22 protein-coding genes and 1 tRNA gene are annotated in these 26218 nt (G+C 50.9%); 14 read left to right on the forward strand and 9 right to left on the reverse strand.

What is annotated here, in order from left to right; translation table 11 throughout:
- Window positions 1–55: 55 nt before the first annotated feature.
- On the forward strand, window positions 56–2125 hold the full coding sequence (locus tag NBZ79_RS15090; RefSeq protein WP_251933371.1) for a tetratricopeptide repeat protein: 2070 nt from the start codon (window positions 56–58) through the stop codon (window positions 2123–2125).
- On the opposite strand, the gene NBZ79_RS15095 is transcribed toward NBZ79_RS15090, so the two are convergent.
- From NBZ79_RS15095 to NBZ79_RS15135, 9 genes are all read right to left on the reverse strand, one after another.
- Window positions 2122–2895: an SDR family NAD(P)-dependent oxidoreductase gene (locus NBZ79_RS15095; protein ID WP_251933372.1), complete on the reverse strand. Its 774-nt coding sequence runs from the start codon at window positions 2893–2895 to the stop codon at window positions 2122–2124. The genes NBZ79_RS15090 and NBZ79_RS15095 overlap by 4 nt on opposite strands.
- Window positions 2896–2918: 23 nt before the next feature.
- Window positions 2919–3314, reverse strand: a complete 396-nt coding sequence (locus tag NBZ79_RS15100) for a Zn-ribbon domain-containing OB-fold protein (protein WP_251933373.1) — start codon at window positions 3312–3314, stop codon at window positions 2919–2921.
- Window positions 3315–3316: 2 nt separating this feature from the next.
- Window positions 3317–4486, reverse strand: coding sequence for a thiolase domain-containing protein (locus NBZ79_RS15105; protein WP_251933374.1), 1170 nt, complete (start codon window positions 4484–4486; stop codon window positions 3317–3319).
- A 196-nt stretch (window positions 4487–4682) separates the two neighbouring features.
- Complete coding sequence (locus tag NBZ79_RS15110; protein ID WP_251933375.1) at window positions 4683–6176, reverse strand: MltF family protein; 1494 nt, start codon at window positions 6174–6176, stop codon at window positions 4683–4685.
- A 532-nt stretch (window positions 6177–6708) separates the two neighbouring features.
- A tRNA-Met gene (locus NBZ79_RS15115) sits at window positions 6709–6785 on the reverse strand.
- A gap of 102 nt (window positions 6786–6887) precedes the next feature.
- Window positions 6888–8033 carry a tRNA 2-thiouridine(34) synthase MnmA gene (mnmA, locus tag NBZ79_RS15120; protein ID WP_251933376.1) on the reverse strand — a complete coding sequence of 382 codons (1146 nt, stop codon included), beginning with the start codon at window positions 8031–8033 and terminating at the stop codon, window positions 6888–6890.
- A 107-nt stretch (window positions 8034–8140) separates the two neighbouring features.
- Window positions 8141–9100 carry a flagellin gene (locus tag NBZ79_RS15125; RefSeq protein WP_251933377.1) on the reverse strand — a complete coding sequence of 320 codons (960 nt, stop codon included), beginning with the start codon at window positions 9098–9100 and terminating at the stop codon, window positions 8141–8143.
- A gap of 10 nt (window positions 9101–9110) precedes the next feature.
- Window positions 9111–11207 (reverse strand): flagellar hook-associated protein FlgK, encoded by a 2097-nt coding sequence (gene flgK, locus NBZ79_RS15130; protein ID WP_251933378.1) that lies wholly within the window; start codon window positions 11205–11207, stop codon window positions 9111–9113.
- A gap of 5 nt (window positions 11208–11212) precedes the next feature.
- Window positions 11213–11359 carry a hypothetical protein gene (locus NBZ79_RS15135; RefSeq protein WP_251933379.1) on the reverse strand — a complete coding sequence of 49 codons (147 nt, stop codon included), beginning with the start codon at window positions 11357–11359 and terminating at the stop codon, window positions 11213–11215.
- Between the two features lie 390 nt (window positions 11360–11749).
- Between NBZ79_RS15135 and NBZ79_RS15140 the strand changes: the two genes are divergently transcribed.
- The 13 genes from NBZ79_RS15140 (at window position 11750) to NBZ79_RS15200 (ending at window position 26202) form a co-directional block, all read left to right on the forward strand.
- Window positions 11750–13270: a flagellar hook-length control protein FliK gene (locus NBZ79_RS15140; RefSeq protein ID WP_251933380.1), complete on the forward strand. Its 1521-nt coding sequence runs from the start codon at window positions 11750–11752 to the stop codon at window positions 13268–13270.
- Between the two features lie 44 nt (window positions 13271–13314).
- Window positions 13315–14013: a flagellar hook assembly protein FlgD gene (locus NBZ79_RS15145; RefSeq protein ID WP_251933381.1), complete on the forward strand. Its 699-nt coding sequence runs from the start codon at window positions 13315–13317 to the stop codon at window positions 14011–14013.
- A 61-nt stretch (window positions 14014–14074) separates the two neighbouring features.
- On the forward strand, window positions 14075–15397 hold the full coding sequence (gene flgE, locus NBZ79_RS15150; RefSeq protein ID WP_251933382.1) for a flagellar hook protein FlgE: 1323 nt from the start codon (window positions 14075–14077) through the stop codon (window positions 15395–15397).
- Between the two features lie 148 nt (window positions 15398–15545).
- Window positions 15546–15845, forward strand: coding sequence for a CtrA inhibitor SciP (gene sciP, locus NBZ79_RS15155; RefSeq protein WP_251933383.1), 300 nt, complete (start codon window positions 15546–15548; stop codon window positions 15843–15845).
- Between the two features lie 273 nt (window positions 15846–16118).
- On the forward strand, window positions 16119–17831 hold the full coding sequence (fliF, locus tag NBZ79_RS15160) for a flagellar basal-body MS-ring/collar protein FliF (protein WP_420854543.1): 1713 nt from the start codon (window positions 16119–16121) through the stop codon (window positions 17829–17831).
- Between the two features lie 15 nt (window positions 17832–17846).
- Window positions 17847–18860: a flagellar motor switch protein FliG gene (fliG, locus tag NBZ79_RS15165; protein WP_251933385.1), complete on the forward strand. Its 1014-nt coding sequence runs from the start codon at window positions 17847–17849 to the stop codon at window positions 18858–18860.
- 13 nt (window positions 18861–18873) lie between these two features.
- Window positions 18874–19557, forward strand: a complete 684-nt coding sequence (locus tag NBZ79_RS15170) for a FliH/SctL family protein (protein ID WP_251933386.1) — start codon at window positions 18874–18876, stop codon at window positions 19555–19557.
- Between the two features lie 107 nt (window positions 19558–19664).
- Complete coding sequence (fliN, locus tag NBZ79_RS15175; RefSeq protein WP_420854616.1) at window positions 19665–19955, forward strand: flagellar motor switch protein FliN; 291 nt, start codon at window positions 19665–19667, stop codon at window positions 19953–19955.
- A gap of 17 nt (window positions 19956–19972) precedes the next feature.
- Entirely contained in the window at window positions 19973–20749 is a 777-nt protein-coding gene (locus tag NBZ79_RS15180) for a motility protein A (protein ID WP_251933388.1), read from the forward strand.
- Between the two features lie 21 nt (window positions 20750–20770).
- A complete protein-coding gene (flbD, locus tag NBZ79_RS15185) occupies window positions 20771–22147 on the forward strand; it encodes a sigma-54-dependent transcriptional regulator FlbD (protein WP_251933389.1) in 1377 nt (458 codons plus the stop codon).
- Window positions 22148–22177: 30 nt separating this feature from the next.
- The gene (gene flhA, locus NBZ79_RS15190) at window positions 22178–24292 is read left to right on the forward strand and encodes a flagellar biosynthesis protein FlhA (RefSeq protein WP_251933390.1); all 2115 of its coding nucleotides are present in this window, start codon (window positions 22178–22180) and stop codon (window positions 24290–24292) included.
- Window positions 24293–24346: 54 nt separating this feature from the next.
- Entirely contained in the window at window positions 24347–25396 is a 1050-nt protein-coding gene (locus tag NBZ79_RS15195; RefSeq protein ID WP_251933391.1) for a flagellar biosynthesis protein FlhF, read from the forward strand.
- A complete protein-coding gene (locus tag NBZ79_RS15200) occupies window positions 25393–26202 on the forward strand; it encodes a nucleotide-binding protein (protein WP_251933392.1) in 810 nt (269 codons plus the stop codon). Before NBZ79_RS15195 ends, NBZ79_RS15200 begins: the two co-directional genes overlap by 4 nt.
- The last annotated feature ends 16 nt before the right edge of the window (window positions 26203–26218 follow it).

The raw sequence follows: 26218 nt of genomic DNA on the forward strand, positions 1-26218 counted from the left end.
AACGCATTTCGAAAGCGTACTGGCAACCAGGTGGGGGTGATAAGGAATTTACTCTATGGGCTCAAAGAACTTGCTGAGAACGCGTACTATCCAGCTTCTCGTCACAACATTATGTTTATTTCAGGTTGCCAGCGCGTCCACCGCCCCTGCTCAAACAGCTGAACCTGCTCCAAAACAATTTAATGTTTTTGATATGCCTAATATGTCAGAGCGGCTTGCTTTCGTATTTGGCGCTCTAAAGGCAGGCAGATTTGAGGTTGCGGAAAAGGCGCTGCTAAAGGTGGTCAAAAAATATCCGGATCGGGCGCAAAATTACTTTCTTATCGCAACAGTTTTTGCCTCTCAGAACAAACAAAAAGAAGCGCTTGATGCCCTGGAAAATGCGATAAATAAAGGCTTCAATAACTCCGAAAGGCTGCAAAGGGATCCAAATCTAAAATCCATTCGCTCCACGGCCCGGTTTAAAGACCTGGCAGAGAAAATTATTAAGCTTAATGCGACAGAAGGCAAAACTGAAAAACGCAAGATAGAGCCCTATTTCGTTGAAGGGACTAACGCCCTTGTAAGCGCAGCCAATACGACCTGGAACGGACGATTTGGTGTCTTGCTCAGTCGATTTGAATTCAATTCACGCCGTGCATCTCCGGTGACCGTACAAAAAGATGCTAATGACCCCGTCGCCAAACAATTAAATGGGTGGTTCAGACGCGGTTTTGCTGCCGGGAATAGTGGTGATCTTTATGACAATCGGGATCATCAACACTCCTCCCTCAGCAAAGAAACCTTCCCACAATTTGGGTTTGTCGAATATAGCCCGGAAGCAAAAAATGCCGGCATCGATTACGGCCTGAATACGAAAATTGTTTTCAACGCTCCTACTATTGGCAATTCATCCACCGGCATCATTGGCCTGCATAGCCAGGCAAGCCTGGCTTATGTTTTGCCCTTCGCTATGCAAAAATTATACTTACAATATGTTCAAAATCACCTGTATGTTTATCCGGCTGTGCATGACTATTCCGAGAAAAATGGAGATGTTTTATCTGCTACCACACCGTACCTGGTTATTTCTCAAGGAAGGTCCGGTTCTGACAAACCTTTTCTTAAAGCATTAGCAAGCATTCTTGCAGCCTTCGATCCCGGCGTGAAAGATGAGCTAGTCAAAAGGAACCTTCTCATGCCCACGGTTCAGATGATCCTGCGGGAAGGTCAGTTATCCTCAGAAAAAGCCGAAGATTATTTGACCTATAAAGCGCATCCACCGGTGTTTGACAGTAAAAATCTTGATGTCATCCGCATGATTGTAATGGCGCAGGAAATGGAGCTGGACAAAGTTCCTCCCATGGTGTCGCTTGCGATTGTCGAGGAAAGCACACCAAGGAAAGGGATCGATAACTTTAGCAGGTTTTTACCGGAAACGCTTTTTAAGACACCTGGGGCGATCGCCCGCGTTGTTCGATCATCCGCAAAAAATACAACACTTGTGGTTAGCGCTGAAAAGACAAAAGTGCCTGCGGATCAAAAACTGACATATCATTGGGTGGTGCTGCGCGGGGATTCCAGGAAAATAAAAATAACCCCGAAAAATGCAGAAGGAAGCGTGGCGGAAATCACGGTTCCCTGGCATGATGGATTTCCGGCACCGGAAAGGCCTGACTTTCAGACCCACAGGGTCGAAATTGGCGTATTTGTCAATAATGGAACCTACTATTCTGCCCCTGCATTCGTTAGCTTCCTGTTTCCTGCCAATCAAATTCGAAGCTACAACAAGGACAATCAAATAGCGTCTATCGACCACCGACCTGGCAAGGGGACAAAACCTTATGTAGATCCGCAAGTATTTGCGAGCCGCGACTGGCGCGACGACTTTTCATATGATGAACAAGGGTTCCTCACCGGATGGCAGAGAACAAGAGGCGACAAAATTGACGAATACACTGCAGATGGTTTCAAGGTTGTGACGCGAGATAAATTTGGGCGGCCCTTGCAAGTTGAAAAAGTCGAATATGATGCCAAGCAGCAAAATCCCCGCCAGCGCTTCTTTATAGAACGCGCTACCGGGGAATTTACAACATATGAATATAAAAATGATACGGATAAAGTGGGCGCCCCTAATAGGAACTAGTAGCCGATATGCGCCCCACCATCGATCGAAAGATGCTGGCCTGTAACATAACTTGAGGCTTCCGAAAGTAGGTAACAGACGCTTTTGGAAACTTCTTCAGGTGTTGAAAAGCGCTGTAAAACAATTTGTGCCATATAGCCATCGCGAAACTTTTCGGACCGGACTGTTTCGGTCATTTCCGTCTCAACTACCCCGAAGCATGCACTATTCACCCGGATACCATAGCGGCCCCATTCCTTTGCAGCACTCATGGTGATGCCGAGGACACCTGCTTTTGCCGCGCCATAATTTATCTGGCCAATCGTACCACGGCGGCCCGCAATGGATGAAATATTAACAATAGAGCCTGGTGTTTTATCGCCATCCTTGGCGCGTTCAATCATATGTCGACCAACGGCTTGCAGGCATAAATATACGCCCGTAAGATTGACGTCGATCACCTGTTGCCAGGTTTCAAAAGGCATTTTATTGATCATCGCCGCACGGACAATGCCTGCATTATTGACAAGACCGTGAATGGCTCCGTTTTTTGTTATGGCGTTCGCCACCATATCCTGCACAAAACCGGGTTCTGCGACGCTGCCCACATGGACTTCAGAATTTTCTGCGCCAAGCTTGTCCCCAAGTGCTTGCACCTTGTCAGCCTGCATATCGACGAGAATTGCTCGTCCGCCAAGGGAAACGACCAGCTCCGCGGCGGCTTCGCCGACGCCTTGCCCGGCTCCGGTGACGATAATATTGCGCCCTTCCAGGCTCATTGGATTAATCATGTTCTTTCCTTCTTTTCTTGATTTTAAGCTGGCTCAAACATTGGAACAGACACGCCTGCCGTTTGTGTTTCAACAAAGGTCACCTTGACCGCTTGCCCGATTTCCAGCGCATCAAAATCGCAATTGATGATATTGGTCATCATTTTGATTTCCATGTCTTCCACCGTTACATACGCGATTGCAAAATTGGGTTGCACCCGGCGCATTACGCTGAATGAATAGATGACACCTTTGCCGTTGGATTCCGTGTAATAGGTATCGTCACTGCCGCAATGTGGGCATATGGTTCGGGGGTAATGATGTGCAGCGCCGCAACTTCGGCATTTCTTGACCATCAATTTACCGGCGCTTGCGCCATCCCAATAGTCCCGTGTTTCCTCATCTATATGAGGTGTGGGTATTTCACGATTATCGGTCATTTTCATACCCTTTCCATAATAAGTGTTGCAGCGCCATGACGCGTTCCCAATGAACCACCTGTGCCATGCGCCAATGCCAGGTCGCAATTTGGTACCTGAACCGCCGGATGCGCTTCACCGCGCAATTGGCGAACGGCCTCAAGGACCTTGGTCATCCCCCCGCGATTTGCCGGATGGTTATTGCACAAGCCCCCGCCGTCTGTGTTGAAGGGGAGTTTGCCGGTGCCGGAAATCAGGTTACCGTCCGCAACGAATTTACCGCCTTCTCCTTTTTCACAAAAACCGAGATCTTCAAGCTGGATCAAGACGGAAATCGTGAAGCTGTCATAAATGGACGCATATTTGATGTCAGCGGGCGTGACGCCTGCTTCTTCAAAGGCAATCGGACCCGAGCGTACTGCCCCGGAATAAGTGAGATCTACCCGCCCGCCCATTTGATGTTTCGGTGATTCTCCGGCGCCGCGCAGTTTGATCAAGGGCCGATTTAATTCCCGCGCAATTTCCGGGGCAACAACGATCAATGCCCCGCCGCCATCACTGATCACACAGCAATCCAGACGGTGCAACGGATCAGAAATCATTGGCGAGTTCACCACATCTTCAACAGTCACCACATTCCGTAGCATGGCATCGGGATTATGTTGGGCGTGGTGCGACGCGGCAACCTTGATCCAGGCCAGTTGCTCGCTTGTCGTGCCATACTCATACATATGTCGTTTGGCACACATGGCATACATGTTGGCAATGACGGGCCCATAGGGAAATTCGAAGGGCACATCCGGTAGACCGTCGCCATAAATTCTGGGTTTGGTGCCGGTTGCCATGCCTTCTGCACGCGGTTTCCCGGCCAGGGTTACGAGGGCAATCTTACATTTACCCGCCTTGATCGCCTGCGCGGCATGCCCCACATGCAACAGATATGACGAGCCACCTGTTTCTGAACTGTCCATATGGCGCAAGTTGAGGCCCATATAATCGGCCATCGTCAAGCCACCTAAACCCGGTGCATCGCCGGCACAGAAATATCCGTCAACGTCATCCTTGGTTAAACCGGCATCTTCCAAGGCGCCCTTGGCCACTTCGGCATGTAGTTGCGCAAGGGATTTACCAACAGCCTTTCGCGTTGGATGCTCGAACGCACCCGCGATATAGGCGTCTCCGTTAATTGTCATTGAATGATGTACCTCTTTTATTTTTATTCATACGTGAATGTATGTTTATGAAAGCCACCCTAGCAAAGCTGATGGAATGTTTCAATTACCTTCTCCATATGACTATAAATGAGACAGTCGGCGCCCGTAGATCCGGGTATCCAGCCCCCCCCCTTTCACAAATCGCCGACATTTCCTGCATTGCAGGTATATGGCGTCAATTTTCCGCTGGGGATACCTGTAACTGGGCGCGGCGATAGACGGTATAATAAAGATATATATTGAAAACATAATCGACGGTTTCCCGCCCGATATCCTTGGCGGCAACATATTCCACATTCTGGAACCACTGATCAGGATCAAGCTTTTGCGCTTCCGCTCTTTTACGAAGTTTTCGGATGCGTGAGGGCCCCGCATTATAGGACGCCAGCGCCAGGAGCTGTTGATTAAACGGGTCAACTGCCGCATGGCTGATATACTGATCCATAATAAATCTGAGATACTTGCCGCCTGCATGGATATTGTTTTTCGCCGTCGAAATATCCGGGATATTTACATTTGGATCCGCCGCCGTTGAGGGCAGCAACTGCATGATACCAATTGCCCCCGCTTTACTTTTTGCCTTTTGATTGAGACCTGATTCTTGATATCCTTGCGCCAGCAAAAGCAGCCAGTCGAGATCGTATTTTTCCGCCGCCTGCTGGAAAAGCGCGGTATTCTTGTAGACTTTATCAAGCTCGCTGGGGTCCAGCGCCTGGCTAATCACACTGGTGGATTTCAAATATCGATTAATGATCACATTGCCAAATAACGTGCCCTCCTTTGATTTCTTGACGAAGCTGTTTATGGCCTTTGCGAGAAGCGGGCTGTTCTTACGAAATGCCCACCCGATTTTTCCGCCATCCCGCACAACAACTTTCGGGTGGATCTGTAGATTCTTGTAAATCTGGACCCATAGATCAGCTTTATGCTTATCAACGATTAAAGCCGGGACAAGCTTGCTATTCATCATAGCCATCAGGTCTTCATCTTCGAGATAGTCCTCGACCATTATCAATTTGACGGGGCGTTTTCCGGCTTTCTTGAGCGCGGCATTGGCCTTTTCGAGACTATTGAAATAGCTACTTGAACGCCGGACATGAACCGTTTTTCCGGCGAGGTCATCGATGGATTGAAAAGAACCGGCCGACTTATGGGTGACCAGTATCTCCTGTATATTTGTCATCACCGGTGCGCCGAAATCAACCTGTTTCAGTCGTTCCGGTGTTATGGTCAAATTACCCGCCGCGATGTCACCAATCCCGTTGATTAACCCTGGCAGCAACTGATCCCGAGGTGTGGGAATAATCGCCACCCGCATCCTCAGCGCCTTTTTCTTTCTCCCTTTATTCAGCGCCCCCTCAAATGATTTTAGCCACTCATAGGTTAGCCCTTTACGATCCGGGCCATCAAAAAAGAAAAAAGTCTTGCTGTAAGGAACAAGAACCCGAAGAACGCGTTTCTTCTCAATCACATCAAAGTCGCCCGTATACGGCTCAAATTTTGGACTTTTGTCCTCCTCCGCCGCAACCGTTTGCTTTTGTGTTGCATCCGGTGTCGCGGAGGTATCGGCATCCCCGTTCATTGCAAAAAGCAGGGCACCGGCAAGAAGGACGGCGCCGACCGCAATGAGCCCTATGCTGTATCTCAGAGAAAACCGAGCATTCTTCATAAGCCTGATTGTTACTCAATCCTGTTACGGGTCAAGTTAATTCAGCATTAATAGAGTAAGCGACCGGGAATCCTGCGATTAATTACCGTCCCCGTTTGGCTGCACCTCCCCTCGTTCTCAATTTGTTAAACACGGCATCCTGCCCTCGATCTTCCACAATCCTAAACAAGTGAATGCCGGCATGCCTCTATTTGTGCCCACTCCTGCACCCCTTTCTGAGCAGGATCATGGCAGGCACTGGCAAACCGCGCCCTGCCGCTTACCATCTCTTTAAAATCCTGAACAGGCAGCCCCCAAAAGCTCATCCAAAATTTTGCCATTGACTGATACAGGGATCTTATATGTGTAGGCGACCGGTGTTTTTGTAGCATTACATTGTAATAACTGCCCTGACATGGGAGAAATTCAGGTAAAAAGCGGGGTTGGGCGCTGATGTAACGCGTCAATAAATTCTGCCGTCAGGGGCAAAAACCAAGGCTTCAGAAGCGGCCTGGGAAATGATTGCAATGATCATTGTATGTCAAAGGGGTAATGGTGGCTCCTCCCAGACTCGAACTGGGGACACATGGATTATGATTCCATTGCTCTAACCGACTGAGCTAAGGAGCCGCGAGGCGCCCACCTTACCAACAAAAAACACGCAAGGGGGCGTTTCGAAGCCCGGTTTTTAGGGTTTTTCCGCTGCGCTGTCAAGCGAGGAAATAAGAATATTTACGCCTGCAGAGCCGTATCAGCTGCAATTGTTATGGGCGCTTCGGTGCCGGCAATCCAGCCTCCGCCCAGCAAGCGGTCTTTTTCATACATGACGCAGGCTTGCCCCGGCGAGACGCCCCCTTCCGGATTTTTCAAGTGAACTTCCGCCCAGCCTTTTTGCGCCCCATAAACAATTGCGTTCATGGGTGTCTGGGTCGAGCGTACCTTGACTAAAACTTCTGTTCCGTCAGTGTTGAGCGGTGTATCACCGATCCAGTTCATGTCACGCAAGGTCAGTTTCGACACCAACAGGGCCTCTGCCGGGCCAACAACAACCCGGTTTTGATCCGGATCTATGCGCGTCACATAAAGCGGGCTTCCCGTCGCCACCCCCAGACCGCGGCGTTGTCCGACCGTATAGTTGATAATGCCCGTATGCCGGCCCAGAACCTGCCCCTGTAAATCAACAATATCGCCGGCAACGCCGGCACCCGGGCGCATCCGTTCGATCACTTGTGCATAATTTCCATTGGGCACGAAACAGATATCCTGGCTTTCAGGTTTTGCCGCCACCTCCAGATTGTATTTTTCGGCCAGGGCGCGCGTTTCCTCTTTCGTTAAATCACCCAGCGGGAACCGCAAGTAATCCGCCTGGTCCTGAGTTGTCGCAAAAAGGAAATAGCTCTGGTCCTTGACCGCATTCCGGCCCCGATACAGGCGCGCCGATCCGTTGACATCATCGCGCCGGATATAGTGGCCTGTCGCCAGCGCCACCGCCCCGAGATCCTGTGATGTTTCCAGCAAGTCGCGAAACTTTACCGTTTGATTACAGCGGACACAGGGGACAGGGGTTTCACCGCGAAGGTAACTATCGGCGAATTCCTCCATAACACTGTCCTGAAATCGATTTTCGTAATCCAGAACATAGTGCGGAATGCCGATGGCCTCCGCCACACGCCGAGCATCATGAATATCCTGCCCGGCGCAACAGGCCCCTTTTTTCTGCACAGCCACACCATGATCGTAAAGCTGCAGGGTAATGCCGACAACATCGTATCCCTGATCTTTCAACAGCGCAGCCGTCACCGAACTATCGACCCCGCCAGACATGGCGACAACGATACGGGTGTCTTCGGGTGCTGTATCAAAACCTAATGAATTCATGGCGCGCAATATAGGCGCCGCCGGTGATTATGCAAGTATTTCGGCAAAATCACCGAAAAGCAGTGCAAATCAAGACAGGCCTTTTCGGCCCCCGCTGGACCCTAACCCTAGATGAAGTTGAGCAGGCTCAACCGGTTAATCTGACTTAACACATTGTAGGACGCTTCCAGGGCAAAGTTTTTCTGATTCAGATTGGTGATGGCTTCCGCAGAATCGACGTCTTCAATACTACTGATCAAGCCTTTCGCCTGGTTAATCTGCAAGGAGAGAACTTCCTGGGCGTCCTCGATGGTTTTCTGGTTCAAACCATTATCCCCCCGAAACGAGCTTATATTGTCAATTAGCTGTTCGATATTGGCTATTTCCCCGATCAGGAAATCCTGATCTTCCGTCGTGAGAGGCGTTGCAAAATTTCCTGACGGACCCGTCGGGACCGGGGCGGTCGTTGGGACAATACCGTTCTGCCACATGGCCATCCGCTGGAAAGCTGTCATGATTTCAAGACCCAGGTCTTCGGCAAGGACACCCACTTCCAATGTCCTGTTTTCATCGATCCTGACAGCCGATTTAAGATCATTATTCTGGAAAATATCCGTGGGTGGTTCCGCGGCCAGAAGAAGGTCATCGATTGATGAAATATTTACCGGGGCAACATCGCGGTTGGTGCCGGCAAACAGGTAGCCTTCCGTATTCTGACTATTGAGGAAGTTCAGAACATTATCAAAGGCGCCTTCGATTGTTGAGTAAAGTCCCTGAGTTGAGGCCGTATTGATGGCCGACATAACGGCGCCTTTCATATCGCTTCCCGAGCTTTCGATGCCGGCCATGGCCTGATCATAGCTGGACAGCCGGTTCAGGATCAGGCCGTTATTGGCTTCATGCTGATCCAGTCTCGCCATCAGGGATTTAGCGCCCGCGAGGCTCGTGACATCCATGTGGATGTCTTTATAAAATTCGGCGACATGGCCGGTTGTAACCTGGCGTTGCGCGTCGGCCACCTGTTTCTGACTGGCCATCATGTCAGTGATGCGCATCTGGCTTTGCTGTGCTGTTGAAATTCGGGTCATTTATTTTCTCCTAAACCATGGTCAGCAAAACGTCATACATTTCGCGCGCTGTTGTGATAAGCCGGGCCGACGCGTTATAGGCGTTCTGGTAAACAATAAGATTGGCCAGCTCTTCATCCATATTGACACCGGACACTTCCTGCATGCGGCTGTTCAGAGCCCCGGACAGTGCCGTTCTATCGGACTGCAAACTGTCAGCACGTGCCGCATCCAATCCAGCCTTGGCAAGGATTTGAGCTGCAAAATCTGCCACTGTCACGGTTGACCCGACAAGGCCGCCGACCGTATCGAAAGACATGGCCGTTGTCGCAAGGTCCTGAAACGCCAAGGCCCCGCGGTTATCGGCGAGTGTGATGGCCGGAGTGCCGGTTGGATCAATCTTTGCCAATGCCAGCAATTCCGGATTTTCACCAATGTTTGACATCACACTGTAATCAAGACCGGCGTCGCTGGGGTATCGGACGCCAACGCCGAACATTTCAGGGAAACTCGTCCCCGTTCCAGCCCGATCCGTACTGTCTGTTACAACATTGATGGAATAGTTATCAAAACCGGATCCGTTGGAAAATTTGAGCGCGCCATTGGCGTCAAGGGACGCTGTTGTATAGGGGGAAAGTCCAGCGTTGAGCGCTGTCACAACGTCGCCCATGGTGCCACCGATTGCGCCGAAGTCCACTGTCACCGATATGGGCTCCTGCCCGTCCGGCCCCCTGAAAACAAGCTCGGAGACGCCCGTAAAACCGTGGGCGTCGGTAGCACTCAAACCCGTGTCGAACGAGGTGTCGATCTTGGCGGCGATCAAGTTATTCATCCCGAAGAAATGTGAGAAACCCCGGCCACCACGCGCCGACGGACTGGCTGCATCCTGCGCGATGCCGACCCCTGTCGCCCCGCCTTGTGCCGCCATCGTCAGGACGCCGTTGGTGAGCGATAAGGTTCCCGCACCAAGGGCACCATTTACCTCGGTCAATACGTCGGCCATCGTTGATGTACCCGGATTATCGAAGTCTACAGTGTAGGAAGATTGAATATTGTTATTGGCATCAAAGCTGTAAAAGGTTGCCTGCCCCGTGAAACCATGGGCATCACCAGCGACAACGCCGGAACTCCGGCCGGTCAAACTGGCCGGCGGCGGTACGGAGATATTGTCGTTATGAACGGCGTTGAATTGCTCCGCCACCCCCGAGGCCAGAGCCCCTATCTGAGCGGCCATATTGGGAAGCTCGATGTTACGCATATCAAGCCAGCCGCGCATGGAACCACTTTGCAGTTCCGGATCGAGCGGTTGGCCCGTCGCGGCAACGGTTTTGGTTGTCACGTCATAGACATTCAAGGAGATCTGTTCGAACTGTGTCTCCGCCGTCACAATGGCTGCGGGTGAATAGACCAGCTGCCTGGGCTGGAAGTCGAGAAGCTGCTGCCCGGCCTCGGTGACAACGGCAATGGCGCCATCATTCATCGGATATGTTTTGATATCCATGATTTTTGAGATGTCCGTAAGCGCCTTGTCGCGCTGATCCAGCAATTCTCCAACGGGCTGACCACTCAATGTTGCAGATTTGATTTCCAGATTCAGATCATAAATTCTCAGAATTGCCTGGTTCACAACCTCAACTTCTTCTGCGATATGCGAATCTGCCTCTTTACGCAGTTCCTGCACTTGCGTCAGCAACCGGTTTGCCTCAATGCCGAAATCCTCGATTTGCGATAGGGCGGCTGAACGGGCTATGGACATGGTCGGATCGACAGATAGCGCTGCAAACGCTGCATTCATGCTGTCCAGTTTGCCGGTAAGGGATTTATTGTCTGCGGGATCACCAAGCAGGGATTGCAACTGTGAATGTATTTCCGACATGGCTTTATATTGTTCGGACCCTGCGGTCGCCAGACGAAGTTCCTTCGCAATAAATTCATCGGTGACCCGGCGCACTTCCGATATCTCCACGCCTGCGCCAATACCATCGACGACAATCGCCCCGTAATCCACAACCTTGCGGGCGTATCCTTCTGTCTGAACATTGGCGACGTTATTTGCCGTCACATTGAGTGCAGCCTGGTGACTCAGCATCCCCGTCACACCTGCATTTAAAATGGCATTCAAGCTCATATCATTTACCCTTCAACTGCCATGAAAATTCGATCGGCCAACGGCAATTTCAACCCATACAGGGTAATTGCTACCTGTTCCGGCTTCTTTTCCTGGGCAGGGTTTTTGTCTGCAAAAATATACCCAACTCGTTGTTCTATTTCATATTTCATCAATTTTACCGACTTCTATCGCACTTTTATTGGCTCCATTTGAGAGCCTTTCCCCCCTTCAATAAGCAATATCGATGCCAACTTATGATGCCAGTGCCGGCCGATAGGGTAGAGCCCGACCGAAAACGACACTTCTATATAGAGGATGTGTGACAAAGGGCCTTTTGTCGGCCCAGCGACCGTCCTGTCAATTTGCGGCGGCAAAAATGACTACACCTATCGGAATATCTTGCCGGACCGGGCTGTTTTTACCCGCATACCTGATTTTCAAATATCCATAATCCGTTGTTTTTATTGATATTATTTTAAATCTCAAAACTGGCCCGGACTTTGCTTAGTAAAAGGCGAGCCACATTTAGGCACAGTTGCGAGAAAAGAAGAGTTTATATAATGGACGTAGGGCAAATAATTGGAGCGACTTCTACCGCCAACCGGCATGGTCCGGATCTGCGGGAAGAAGATCATGATGATTTTTCAAATTACCTGGAAGATCGGGCCGCGCCGTATGAAGCACCCGTGAAACCGGCTGCCGCAACGGATAAGGCACCTCAATCATCGACCGCGGACCCGGCTGCAAAGGGCGAAGACCCTGTCACTGAGGGAGAAAATGTTCGCGCCGTAAAATCCGAGCCGGCTCCAGTAGAAGATCAGCCCGCCAAGCCTGAGATGGCAACTGAAAGCCCTGCCAAGGAAACCTCATCAGCAGCGGTGAATGCCGCTTCCGGAAAAACGACAACACCCCTTCATGCTCCGCAGGCAGTCCTCCCGGTCAGCCCTGCTGAAGCAACAGCCAATCCCGCAATCGTTCCTGCCGGCACGGCGCCACAAACCGGAGTACCGGCAAACGAAAGTGCCAGCGTCAAGAAGGATCAGCAGGCACCGGTTGCCGCCGAGAAATCACCTTTGCTCTCACCGGCCAAAGATAATGTGGCAGCTCAAGCAGCCAACCAGACTGCTAACCAAGTCGCTGCCCCGGTCGTGGCACAAGCAACGTCATCTACAAAAAAGACGGGGCCTTCTACGGACGGCAACAAGGTAACACCCAGCGCGGCATCTGAAAATGTCGCAACGGTTAAACCCGCCCCGACAGACGCGCTGGAGAAAATCAGAACCGAGGCGACCAATAGAATGTCTGAAAAAGATATCCTGTCGTCTAAAGTTGCGGAATTGCTGCAGGAAGGAAAAGGTAAAATTTCCCTTGCATCAAATGGTGCGGCCAAATCATTTCAGTCGACATTGGCTTCCAGTACGAATTTGGTAACTGCCGCAACCGCAGATGCGACGACCACCCCTTTCGGAATGACCGTACAGACAGGCGCCGTTAATGGTGAAATTCCGCTCGCTCAGACAGTCGCGGGGACGTCGCAGGTTCAGGCGGCGATGCCTGGCGATACCGCCCAGAGCCTGTCACCGACACCTCCCGCTGCGGCGGTTCAGGGTGTTGATGCAACCGCAATCAATTCGACAAGCCAGGCAAGCAATGCTGCCCGGATCGCCGGACAAACTCCGGTTGCCGAGCAGGTTTCCCTGCAAATCAGTAATGCGGTCAAGGAAGGTGTCGATCGGATCAAGATTAGCCTCCATCCCTCTGAATTGGGTCGTGTCGACGTGAAACTTGAAATTGGTCAGGATGGACGCGTCCTTGCAGCCATCGCGGTGGATAAGCAAGAAACTCTGGATTTGTTGCAGCGAGATTCCCGCAGTCTTGAAAAAGCACTGCAGGACGCCGGCTTCGAAACCGGATCGGGGAGCTTGAATTTCGGACTAAGCAAGGACGGTCAGGAACAACCCATGGACTTCGCCGGAAGTGACCCCTCTCTCCCGCAATTAATGGAAAGTGATGATCTTCCGCCCGTAGCTCCGTCACGAATGACGGCGGACGGTAACGGTAATCTGGATATTCAGGTGTAGGTGAAACCCATGAAAAAACGATTTTACGACATGAGGATAGGCTGATGACAATAGCAGAAATAAATGCCGGACTGGGGCTTGTTGACAGTGCCGCAAACACGGCTTCGACAAATCTTGCCAGCAATTTTGATGATTTTCTGACATTGCTGACGACGCAATTGACGAACCAGGATCCTCTCAATCCGACGGATTCAAATGAATTTACCAATCAGTTGGTGAATTTCACCAATGTCGAACAGAACATCGCGACAAACCAGAATCTGGAAGCCCTGCTGCAGCTACAACAGCTCAATCAGCAGAACGGTACGGCATCCGCCATGATCAACTATCTTGGCAAGACGGTTGGCTCTTATCTGAACGTTGCCGCACTTGATAGCACGGGAGCCTCCTGGAATATCGATCTCGCTGGCAGTGCCGCGACTGTTGAATATGAAATCTACGATGTGAACGGCACGAAAGTTTATTCAGAAGAAGCCGACGGCGCTTCCGCCGGTGCGCAGGTCTTTTCCTGGGATGGCGAGAAGACGGACGGATCCACCGCTGATGACGGACAATACTACCTTGTCGTCAAAGCAGAATCGGCTGGCGGCAATTCCGTCGATGTCTCTTATGATTTTGTAGGCGAAGCCGAAAGTATGGAAACCATAAACGGCACACCAGTTCTGAAAGTTGGTGGCGTTTACCTCACGCTTGATCAAATAACGACCGTTAGTGTCACAAACAATAACAATCCAGCCGCATAACTGCGGACAACGAATACGCTTTTGCCTCATTTAAGGCAGGCGCTATATAAGGAGTAATAAAATGAGTCTTACAGCAGCAATGTTTTCCGGTGTTTCCGGGCTGGCCGCACAATCGACAGCAATGGCCATGATATCCGACAATATCTCGAATACGAATACCATTGGGTATAAGGGAACCAACGCGATCTTTTCGACGCTGGTTACAGAAAGCGCCACAGACACGTCCTACTCTGCCGGAGGTGTTCTGGTGCATCCACGGGCACAAGTTGACCAGCAAGGCCTGATCACAGCTTCAGACTCGACAACTCACATGGCTGTTGCCGGTGATGGTTTCTTTGTCGTGAATACTGTTCCCGATCCGACAACAACCGGAGGCAATTATACATATACTCGCGCAGGAACGTTTGAGCCAGATGCCAATGGCCTCCTACGGAATGCACAAGGCTATTACCTCCAGGGCTGGGAAATTGATCCCAACGGGAATATCCCGGCGAACCAATCGGACCTGGCCGCATTAAGTCCTGTTAATATCACAGGGCTGACGGGTAACGCCGAGGCGACATCTACCATTAACCTGAAAGCAAACCTGTCATCAGATCAGGCGACATTTGGCGCGGGTTATGTTTCCGGCGATATGGCAAACGGTACAACAACACCGCATTTTGTTCGGTCTTTCCAAGTTTACGATAGTATGGGATCGGCGCATGCGATTACGTTTAACTTCTTGAGAACCGGTTCTGGCGGCACACCCAATGAATGGACGGTTGAAATCACCGCCGATACAGATGGGGATGGCAACGAAGATGTTCTCGCGTCGCAAATTGCCGCGTTTAATTCAGATGGTACACTTGACCTGGCTGGCTCCACATTGAGCAACACGGTTACGATACCATGGGCTGCCTCCTTGGGTATTGATACGCCGCAAGTTGTCACCCTGAATTTTGGCACGGACGGACAGTCCGATGGCTTTACGCAATTCGCGTCAAACTCAGAGCTGGTTTCCTCGGACGTAAACGGCGCCCTTTTCGGCGCGTTCAATTCCGTTTTCATTAACGAAGAAGGGACCGTTATCGCCAAATTCGACAATGGCACATCAAAAGAGATTTATAAAATCCCGGTGGCGACATTTGCCAATCCCAATGGCATGCGAAACCAGGATGGTAATTCCTATGACGAAACGCCTGACTCTGGAACTTTCACTTTAAGGGAAGCAACGTTTGGCGGTGCCGGTAAGATAATTTCATCTGCCACAGAAGCATCGACCGTTGATATTGCCGAAGAGTTTACTCGAATGATCATTACGCAGCGATCTTATTCTGCCGCCGGTAAAATCATCACGACAGCAGATGAAATGCTGGAAGAACTCATTCGTCTGAAACGATAAGTCTCCTAGTCTTGCTCCTTTGGTCTTCATGGCAAATTACCCTCTTTTGCCATGAAGACAAAATTAACCAACCAAGTTAGCGGTTTGTTAAAACGATGCAGCTACTATCCGTAATGAAGACAAAATGTTGTAACGAGGTAAAATGCAAATGCAGTCGCATATTGACCGCAAAGTAAACCGGATAATCGGCTTGGACGGCCAGCCCATGACTATTCATGATCTGCCACCGCCCAACACGAAGAGATGGGTCATCAGGCGTAAGGCAGAAGTCGTAGCTGCCGTGAGAGGCGGACTAATCAGCCTCGACGATGCCTGCAGACGCTATACGCTCTCTGTTGAGGAATTTCTTTCTTGGCAGAAGGCCATTGATCGGCACGGCCTGCCCGGACTGCGCACGACGCGGACACAAGAGTATCGTCCTGGCGATGTTATGCTGGATGACGATTGATTAAATTTATTTGTTAAATAATTTGTTCTGGCCCGGCCCTTCTAGGTGCCGGGCTTTTTTATTTTCCGTTATTCGGGAGTAGGCTCCTTCGTACCTTAATCTACCCGCTCATTATTGGCAGTTTTAATCAATCCTTCAGCGCCCTGATCTCCTACTAGGAAAAAAATTCCCATAACTGGGCAATTTTTGCCGCCTGTTAACTTCTTGTTTATCTAGTCCGCGTATTTTCTTTCATAGAAATAATATTTTACGCGTATTTTATATAAACATTGGATGCTCGACGTGAACGGAATAAGCCAACTTCTCCAAAGTTTGGGATCAGTAAGAATAATCATTCTCGGCGTTGTTGCCGTCGGATTGATCGGCCTCATCATGCTAATGGCGAACAGAATTACGACGCCGGATTATGCTCTTCTATATGGCGGACTGGAGCCATCGGACTCATCATCGATCGTAAGCAGGCTGGAAGCCGATAAAATTCCATTTCAAATTAAGAACAATGGACGCGATATCTTAATCCCGCAGGATCAGGTTGCGCGCATGCGACTTGGAATGGCGGAAGTCGGATTACCCAACGGCGGCTCTGTCGGCTATGAAATATTCGACAGCTCCGATACATTTGGCACCACGAGCTTCGTCCAGAATGTCAATTTCATCAGAGCGCTTGAAGGAGAGCTTGCGCGAACTATCCGCGCTTTAAATAACGTATCCGCGGCCCGGGTTCACCTCGTCTTGCCAAAACGTGAAGTCTTTAGCCGTGATAAACGTGAAGCCAGCGCCTCCATCGTTCTCAAACTGAAAGGCCGTGGCCGGCTGTCTGACGATCAGGTTTCGGCAATCCAGCATCTTGCAGCAGCCGCTGTTCCTTCACTAACACCAACTCATATTTCGATTGTAGATGAAAACGGAAACCTGCTCGCCCGCGGCGATGGACAAGATGCCCCTGGGACAGGTGGCGGCAGCCAAACCGATTTCATGCGCATTACGTATGAAACACGGTTGAAGGAACAAATCGAGACGCTGTTGGAAAAGACCTTGGGTGCCGGCAATGTTCGCGCGGAGGTCAGCGCCATTATGGACTTCGATCAGCGGACCGTTCACTCAGAATCCTACGATCCCGACAGCCAGGTTGTCCGCTCCACCCAGTTGGTGGAAGAAACGAGTTCCTCGAATGAAGGTCTCGCTGGGGACCAGGCCGTAACTGTCGCCAATAATCTGCCGGAAGCTGAAGCAGATACAGGAGATGGCAGCAATTCAGAAAGTGCGGCCTCGCGGACGGAAGAAACCGTAAATTATGAAATTTCAAAAACCATCACGACGGAAGTCAGAGAGTCAGGTCTTGTGCGTCGATTGACGGTTGCCGTTCTGGTCAATGGCATTTCAGAAACGGGAGCGGATGGCAATACCACATATACCGCACTGGAAGAAAATGCCCTTTTGCAAGTAAGCCGATTAGTTAAGTCAGCCATTGGTTTTGATGAAGAACGCGGCGACGTTGTCGAAGTCGTGAATATGCAGTTCGCGCAGAAGATCGAAGATTTTTCAGACGAAGAACCCGTAACTGACGAAATATTCATGGGCCTCACCAAAGCAGACCTCTTTAAAATGGGAGAGATGGGCGTTCTCGTAATTGTTGCCCTATTGGCTTTACTTCTTGTTGTTCGCCCCCTTCTAAACCGCGCCCTCGCAGTCGGCGGCGCAACGCCGGCATTGGCGGGTCCGGCCGGTGCCGCAATGGCACTGCCGGGTGCAAATAATGCGGCCTATGATACGGCCGCTTCAGGAACAGCCGCCATTGGTCATTCCGGTGCTGAGGGTGGTGGAGACAATCCCGAAACATTAAGCGAAATCAATAGTATGATTGATATTGATAAAGTTGATGGTCAGGTCAAGACATCAACCCTGAATAAGGTAAGCGAAATTGTTGATAAACATCCGGATGAGGCGATCTCCATCCTGCGCAACTGGCTCTATCACGACGCGTAAGGGAGGAGCAAAAACATGAACATAACTGACTCAAAATACCTAAGCGGGCCCGATAAGGCAGCGGTGATGATGCTGGCACTTGGGGAGGAGCACACCAAAGAATTATGGTCGCGGCTTGATGAAGAGGAAATCAAGGAAATCTCACAGGCCATGTCTAACCTGGGGTCTATTTCATCCGATGCAATGGAATCTCTGTTCGTTGAATTTGCAGGAAAGATTTCGTCAACCGGCAACATCGTCGGCAGCTACGAAGCGACAGAGCGTTTGCTCATGAAGGCTCTGTCCGGCGATAAAGTTGAAGGCATTATGGAGGAAATCCGCGGCCCAGCCGGCCGCACCATGTGGGACAAACTGGCCAACGTTAATGAGCAGGTGCTGTCAAATTACCTGAAAAACGAATACCCACAGACCGTTGCTGTTGTCATGAGCAAGATTAACCCTGGCCATGCGGCAAAAGTTCTTTCCACATTACCTGAGGATTTCTCACTCGAGGTTGTCAATAGAATGCTGCAAATGGAAGCTGTGCAAAAAGAAGTCCTTGATAAAATTGAAGACACACTTCGCAGCGAGTTTATGAGCAATCTGGCGAAAACCAATAAGCGTGACAGTCATGAAATGATGGCTGAGATCTTCAATAATTTCGATCGGAATACCGAAGGTCGCTTTATTTCAGCTTTAGAGGAAAGAAACAGAGATTCCGCTGAAAAGATCAAGGCCCTGATGTTTACCTTTGAAGATCTTCTCAAGCTCGACCCTGCCGGCGTTCAAACTTTACTTCGAAATGTCGACAAGGAACGCCTTGGAATTTGCCTGAAAGGGGCGTCCGACAGTCTCCGGGATTTATTCTTTACGAACATGTCGGAACGTGCCGCAAAAATATTGCGTGAAGACATGGATGCAATGGGTCCTGTTCGGCTGAAAGATGTTGATGAAGCACAAATGGAAATAGTGAATACGGCCAAGGATCTGGCTGACAATGGAGACATCCTGCTCGCAGATGGCGGCGGCGATGATGAATTGGTCTACTAGGATGAACGCTTCTATGAACACAAGCACCCGATTTCTATTCGACAGGGAATTCAGCGATGACGGCGCGTCGGCAAACGGTGCCAAGGGCGCCTCGGAAGGCGTCGCCATCTACACGGAACAGGATCTTGCCACCCAAAAACAGGAAGCTTTTGCAGAGGGCGTAAAATCCGGGCAGGACCAGGCAACGCAAACTCTTGAAAGCATGCTTGCCTCCTCTCTTGACACCGTCGCGATGCAGCTTCAGCAATTACTGACTAGCCAGGTTTCGCAGCTTCAATCAATCAAGCAAGATGCCGCGTCCCTTGCGTTGGCCGCAGCGAGCAAACTAGCGCCGGCATTAATTCAGCAATCTCCACACAGCGAAATTGAACAGGTCATCAAGGACTGCCTTTCGGAACTTCCCGAAGAACCCAGGATTGTTGTCCGGGCGGCGGAGCAGACATGTGATTTCCTGAAAGGAAAAGTTGATGAACTGTCTGCGCAATCTGGATTTCAAGGCAACATCATTCTCCTGCCCGAAGAGGAAATGCAACCGAGTGAATGCCGGGTGGAGTGGGCCGATGGCGGTGTTGAGCGCGATATCCAGAAAATTGAAAACAAGCTAACCGCCATAATAAATGAATTTGTTGGTGGCAATACTGACCCGAGTAATTTGGATAGTGAGGAACAGCTGGTTCCCTCATTTGACGAGAAGTAAGGAGTAAGAACGTGGCTGAAGAAGAAGATTTAAATCTTGAGGATCTGGGAGGCGCTGCAGACACCGCAGGTGACGTAGCCGTCAACGAAACACCCGCCTCCACAGAAGTGGCAGAGCAGCCGGCACAAGAAGATACCGAGCTGTCACGAACCGCTACCGATCTTGAAGCTGTTTTCGATATTCCGGTGAACGTAACGGCGGTCCTGGGAAAATCAAGAATGCAGGTAAGCCAGCTTTTGAAGCTTGGTCGGGGGGCTGTTGTCGAGCTTGACCGCAAAGTTGGCGAAGCAATTGACATCTATGTCAACAACCGCCTTGTCGCACGCGGCGAAGTGGTGGTTGTTGAAGACCGTCTCGGTGTCACGATGACGGAAATTATCAAGTCAGATCGACGTTAGTAGAGACAGGTTTAGTCGTGCATAAAATAGATTACGCAACAATTATCGGCCTTTTCGGCAGTTTTACGCTGATCACCGCCGCAGTATTGATCGGCGGCTCGATGAGTTCGTTTTTCAATCTGCCCGCCGTCTTAATCGTATTGGGTGGAACCTATCTGGTGACAACGATCAGTTTTTCCATGAGCGAAGTCATTCGCGCCCAGAAACTTATCGGCCTGACCTTATTCGGGCGCAGTGTACAGCCCAATTATGCGGCTTACGCAATGCTTGAACTGGCCGAAAAATGCCGCGGCAAGGGTGTTTTGCATCTACAGCAGCATATGCAGGCCCTGGAAGAAGACAGCTTTCAACGCAAATCACTGCAACTGGTTGTTGACGGCCTGCCTGCCGATGAGGTGAACCGGATTTTGCAGAATGATTTAAATGGAATGGTTGCCCGGCATAATTCAAGCTCTGGTGTGTTACGCAAAGCCGCTGAGGTTGCGCCTGCCATGGGCCTTATTGGAACATTGGTTGGGCTGGTCCAAATGCTCAGCAATCTGAATGATCCGACAACAATCGGCCCGGCTATGGCTGTTGCCTTGCTGACGACATTCTATGGGGCGGTTCTTGCCAACATGTTTTTTAGTCCGCTGGCGACCAAGCTCGAACGGAATTCATCAAACGAAGTTCTTCTCAACCGCGTCTTTATGTTAGGCGCTGCGTCCATTGGACGACAGGAAAATCCCCGTCGTCTGGAAATGTTACTCAATACCCTGCTGCCGCCGTCAAACCGTGTGCAATATTTTAGTTAAGATTATTAGGAGAGTGAGCAAATGAGGTTGCTTATAATTGGTTCCCTGAACGGGCAAATCGGCGCAGCAAGTCAGATTGCAATGTCCCGCGGCGCGAAAGTGAGCCAAGTTGACGATATAGAAATGGCCCTTGGCTCTTTGCGGTCCGGTAAAGGCGCGGATATGGCGATGATTGATGTAAATCTTGCCATTAAATCCTTGGTCGACAGTCTTGCAAATGAGCGGATAAATCTGCCGATAATTGCCTGTGGCGTGAACACGGATGCCACGGCAGCGGCAAACGCAATCCGGGCTGGTGCGAAGGAGTTTTTGCCACTGCCACCCGATCCCGTTCTTATTGCGGCTGTTCTGGAAGCCGTTGCGCAGGAAGACAGCCGGTTGGTATTTGCCGATCCTGCCATGAAAAATGTTGTTGATCTGGCTGAACAGATCGCCCCCTCTTCCGCCTCGGTCCTCATCAATGGTGAAACCGGGACCGGTAAAGAAGTAATGGCGAGTTATCTTCATTCCCACAGTAATCGCTCGGATAAACCTTTCGTCTGCGTCAATTGCGCGGCCATCCCGGAAAACCTCCTGGAATCGGAATTATTCGGCCATGAAAAGGGAGCTTTCACGGGCGCCATTGCCCGGCGGATCGGAAAATTCGAAGAAGCCAATGGCGGCACATTGCTGTTGGATGAAATCAGCGAAATGGATATTCAGCTGCAAGCAAAACTTTTGCGCGCCATTCAGGAAAAGGTAATTGACCGCGTCGGCGGCACGAAACCGGTCCCTGTTGATATTCGAATTATCGCCACGTCAAACCGCGATCTGGCGGAAGCCGTTGCGGAAAAAACCTTTCGGGAAGATCTTTTGTTCCGGTTGAATGTCGTGACATTGAAAATCCCGCCGCTCCGGGCGCGTAAAATTGACATCGACGTGCTTTCCAAGCATTTCGCCAAGAAATATTCCGAAGCCAATGGATTGGAACCACGCATGGTCACTGATGAAGCCATGGCGAAATTGCAGCTGAACCCGTGGAAAGGCAATGTACGGGAGCTCGAAAATACCATGCATCGCGCCGTGTTGCTGTGTCAGGGCGACGCAATTACTGCTGAAGCAATTCTAATGCCTGACGGATCAAGCACTCCGGACACTGCAAATGGTTCCGCTGGTCAATCAAGCACCGCGTCAGACCGAAATGCCGGTGATGCCGGTCTGGTCGGCCGTAGAGTAGCAGATGTCGAAAAGGATCTTATTTTGAACACGCTGGATCATTGCCTGGGGAATCGCACACATGCAGCGAATATTCTGGGGATTTCAATCCGCACGCTTCGCAACAAGCTGAAACTTTACTCTGGCGAGGGCGCTACCGTGCCCATGGCCGGATCCGAGTATCGCTACACCGCACAAGTTTGAACAAGACGAAGACCTGAGGACAAAACGTAAATGAGTAATATCCAAGAATCAGAGGGTGCAACCGGTTCGGGAGGCGATTTTCTAGGACGGATGAATGCGGTTTTAGGGCGCGGTGATATTGGCCTTGCACTCGGTGTGGTCTGTATTCTGGTCGTTCTGATCTTGCCGATGCCGAGTTGGCTTCTGGACTTTAGTCTGGCCATATCCATTACATTTTCAGTCGTCATTCTGATGACCTGCTTGTTTATCTCGAAGCCTCTTGATTTCAGTTCCTTTCCGACGGTCCTGCTTATTGCGACGATGCTACGTCTCTCGCTCAATCTCGCCTCAACCCGGTTAATCCTGTCGGAGGGGCATACCGGTCCGGATGCCGCCGGTCATGTGATTGAAGCGTTCGGCAGTTTTGTCATGGGCGGGAATTTCGTTATCGGAATCATTGTCTTCTCCATTCTGGTGCTTGTGAACTTTGTCGTTATTACCAAAGGTTCCGGCCGTATCGCTGAGGTCGCGGCCCGGTTTTCACTGGATGCCATGCCCGGTAAACAGATGGCCATTGATGCTGATCTTTCCGCGGGTATGATTAACGAAGATGTTGCCCGCACGCGCCGAAAAGATCTTGAAGATGAAAGCAGCTTTTTCGGTGCCATGGACGGTGCCTCTAAATTTGTGCGTGGCGATGCCATTGCCGGCTTGCTCATTACCTTCATTAATATCATCGGTGGAATCATAATTGGCGTCGCTCAAGAAGGCCTGACATTCGCCGATGCCGCCAACAGTTACACATTGCTGACAGTTGGCGATGGCCTTGTAAGCCAGGTCCCCGCCTTAATCGTTTCTGTTGCCGCCGGCCTGCTTGTTTCGCGTGGCGGTGTGACCGGAACGGCGGACAAGGCGTTGCTCGGCCAGCTCGGCGGCTATCCCCGCGCGCTTGGTATGAGCTCGTTTTTGCTGATTGGCTTGTCATTGCTTCCCGGCGTTCCCATGATCCCGTTTCTGGTACTTGCGGGCGGAACCGGTTATGCAGCCTATTCCCTCACCAAACGACAAGTTGCGGAGAAAGTGGAAGAAGAGCAGCTGATGATCGAAAGCCAAAAGGCCGCGGTCCCGGCCGAGGAGCCGATCGCGTCCGCCTTGCTGATCGATGATTTGCGGCTTGAGCTGGGCTATGGCCTTCTGACGTTGATCAATGATAACGAAGGCTATCGCCTGACAGATCAAATCAAGGCCTTGCGCCGGCAAATCGCCAGCGAAATGGGCTTCATCATGCCAAGTGTCCGTATCCTGGATAACATGCAATTACCCGCCAACAATTATTTACTACGGGTGAAAGAGGTCGAAGCCGGATCCGGAGATGTTCGGCCCAACAACATGCTGGTCATGGATCCGCAAGGGTTGCCAATTGACCTGCCAGGTGAAGAAACAACCGAGCCAACCTTTGGCCTGCCTGCCGTATGGGTGGATGAAGGCCAGCGTGAAGAAGCGTCTTTCCGCGGTTATACTGTTGTCGATCCGGCAACAGTGATCACAACCCATCTGACAGAAATCCTGAAAGACCATATGCCGGACCTGTTGTCATATGCAGAAACCCAAAAATTGCTCGACGACTTACCGGCCCAGCATCAAAAACTTGTTGCAGATCTTATCCCCAATCAGATTTCGGTTAGTGGTGTTCAGCGGATCCTGCAAAGCCTTCTTTCCGAGCGCGTCTCTATTCGGGATTTACCGACAATCCTCGAAGGGATTTCCGAAGCAACCGGTTACACACAGAACATAAACATGATCACGGAACATGTACGGGCCCGTTTGTCGCGGCAGATTTCCGCCATCAACTCCGCGGATGATGGCTACATCCCTTTGATCACGCTAACCCCGCAATGGGAGCAGAATTTTGCCGAGGCCATCATTGGCCAAGGTGAAGAACGACAGCTGTCCATGGCGCCCAGCCTGTTACAGGAATTTATTGCCACCGTGCGGCAGAATTTCGATACATTGGCGAGCCAGGGACATAATCCCGTTATGCTCACCAGCCCAGCAATTCGTCCTTATGTGAGATCAATCGTCGAGCGGTTCCGGCCAACGACTGTGGTCATGTCACAGAACGAAATCCATCCTAAAGCCAAACTTAAAACCTTGGCGCAAGTTTAAGGCTCACACTGAATGCGGATAAAGACATATACGGCCGCCACTATGGAAAAGGCTATGAACCAGGTACGCCTTGAAATGGGGGCCGAGGCCATCATTCTATCGACCCAGGAAACCGATGCGGGCAGTGTCCAGCTAACGGCAGCTGTGGAACAACCGGAAATGCCTCTCACACAACCAAACCCCTCTGACTGGGCGGCGAATTGGGATGATGACTGGAAGGCGGAAGCCAAACAGGTTCAGAAGAAACCGGCAAGCCCGCTGATGGCGAAAAAACCGGCAGCAGCGCCAAAAAAGGCCGTGCCGAGTTCTGCCAAGATGGATGTCCTGATACAATCCATGGCATATCACGGTATCCCGACAAGCCTGGCAGAGCGCATTTGCCGAACCGCCCTTGCCGTTGAAACCGACGATGTGACAATTGCCCTCGCCGCGTCGCTTGACAATCATTTTCGCTATTCAACGCGTATGAACGCGGGCAAGTTTCCACTCATTCTCGTTGGCCCGCCCGGTGTAGGCAAGACCCTCGCTATCGCTAAATTTGCGGCGGCAGCGAAAATGGACGATCGACGGATTCATGTCATTACCTCAGACACAAGCCGAACCGGGGCTGTCGATCAATTACAGGCCTATACCGATATTCTGGGCATCAAGTTATGGGTTGCGGAAACCGCTGCGGATCTCGCCGAGATACGGGACAAACCGGAGCTCAAGGATGGCGGTGATATTCTCATTGATACAGGAGGAATCAACACCTACGACACCGCGGAAATCGAGGAGCTCACACTTAAAATCGTCTCGGCAAAAGCGGAACCCGTCGTTGTCCTGGCTGCCGGAACAGATACCGCGGAAATGAGCGATATGGCACAAACCTTTGCCGCCCTGGGCGCCAAGCGCATGATAGCAACCCGTCTTGATACGACGCGTCGTTATGGCGGCCTTTTTACGGCGGCTGATAGCGCAAATTTAAGTTTTTCCTATACCAGTGTCTCGGCTTCCGTCGCCACCGGTTTACATACTCTTAATCCCGTAAATCTTGCCCGGCTTGTCCTCAGGGACCCAACAAAAGCCGGTCTACATAATGAATTTAACAAGGTACTCGCATGATGCAAACAGAAAGCCCCCTTCGCAATCGACCTACGGCGCATCCAGCCACGCTTGCTGTCGGCCAGAACCTCATCACCATCGCCTCCGGCAAGGGCGGCGTTGGAAAAACCGTTTTGGCGGTAAGCATCAGCCACGCGTTAGCCAATGCCGGCAAAAAGGTTCTCCTTTTTGACGGTGATGTTGGTATGGCCAATGTCGATATTCAGCTCGGCGTCATGCCATCCAAGGATCTCGCGACGGTGATTTCAGGTGAGCTTTCCATGACAGATGTGGCTTTCAAAATCGAAGAGGGCGGCTTCGATGTCATTGCCGGCCGTTCCGGCTCCGGATCTTTGGGCTCCTTGCATAAAAGCGAATTGACGCAAATCCGGGACGATATCGTCCGGCTCAGCGAAACCTACGATTACGTTATCCTCGATCTTGGCGCCGGTATCGATGAGGCTGTTCAGACCTTATCGTCTGGCAATGGTCCCAAATTGGTTGTCACAACAGGCGATCCGACGGCCCTTACGGATGCCTACGCCTATATGAAAATCATGCAGCAGAAATCTCCCGGCAGCGCAATGGAAGTTGTTGTCAATATGGCGAAATCTATGGATGAGGGCGAGAAGATCTACGAAAAGCTCAAGAATGCCTGCAGTAATTTCCTGGGTATCGAGCCCCCCCTTGCCGGGATTGTTTTACAAGATGACAAGGTTGCCTCCTCGATCCGGGCGCAATCAGGGTTACTAACACGTTATCCAACCAGTGATGTCGCGCAAAATGTTGAAGACATCGCGGCGTCAATCATGAAGGGAGCTGCGTAAGATATGCAGCACTAGT

It is taken from the genome of Sneathiella marina, assembly GCF_023746535.1.
GTDB lineage: Bacteria > Pseudomonadota > Alphaproteobacteria > Sneathiellales > Sneathiellaceae > Sneathiella > Sneathiella marina.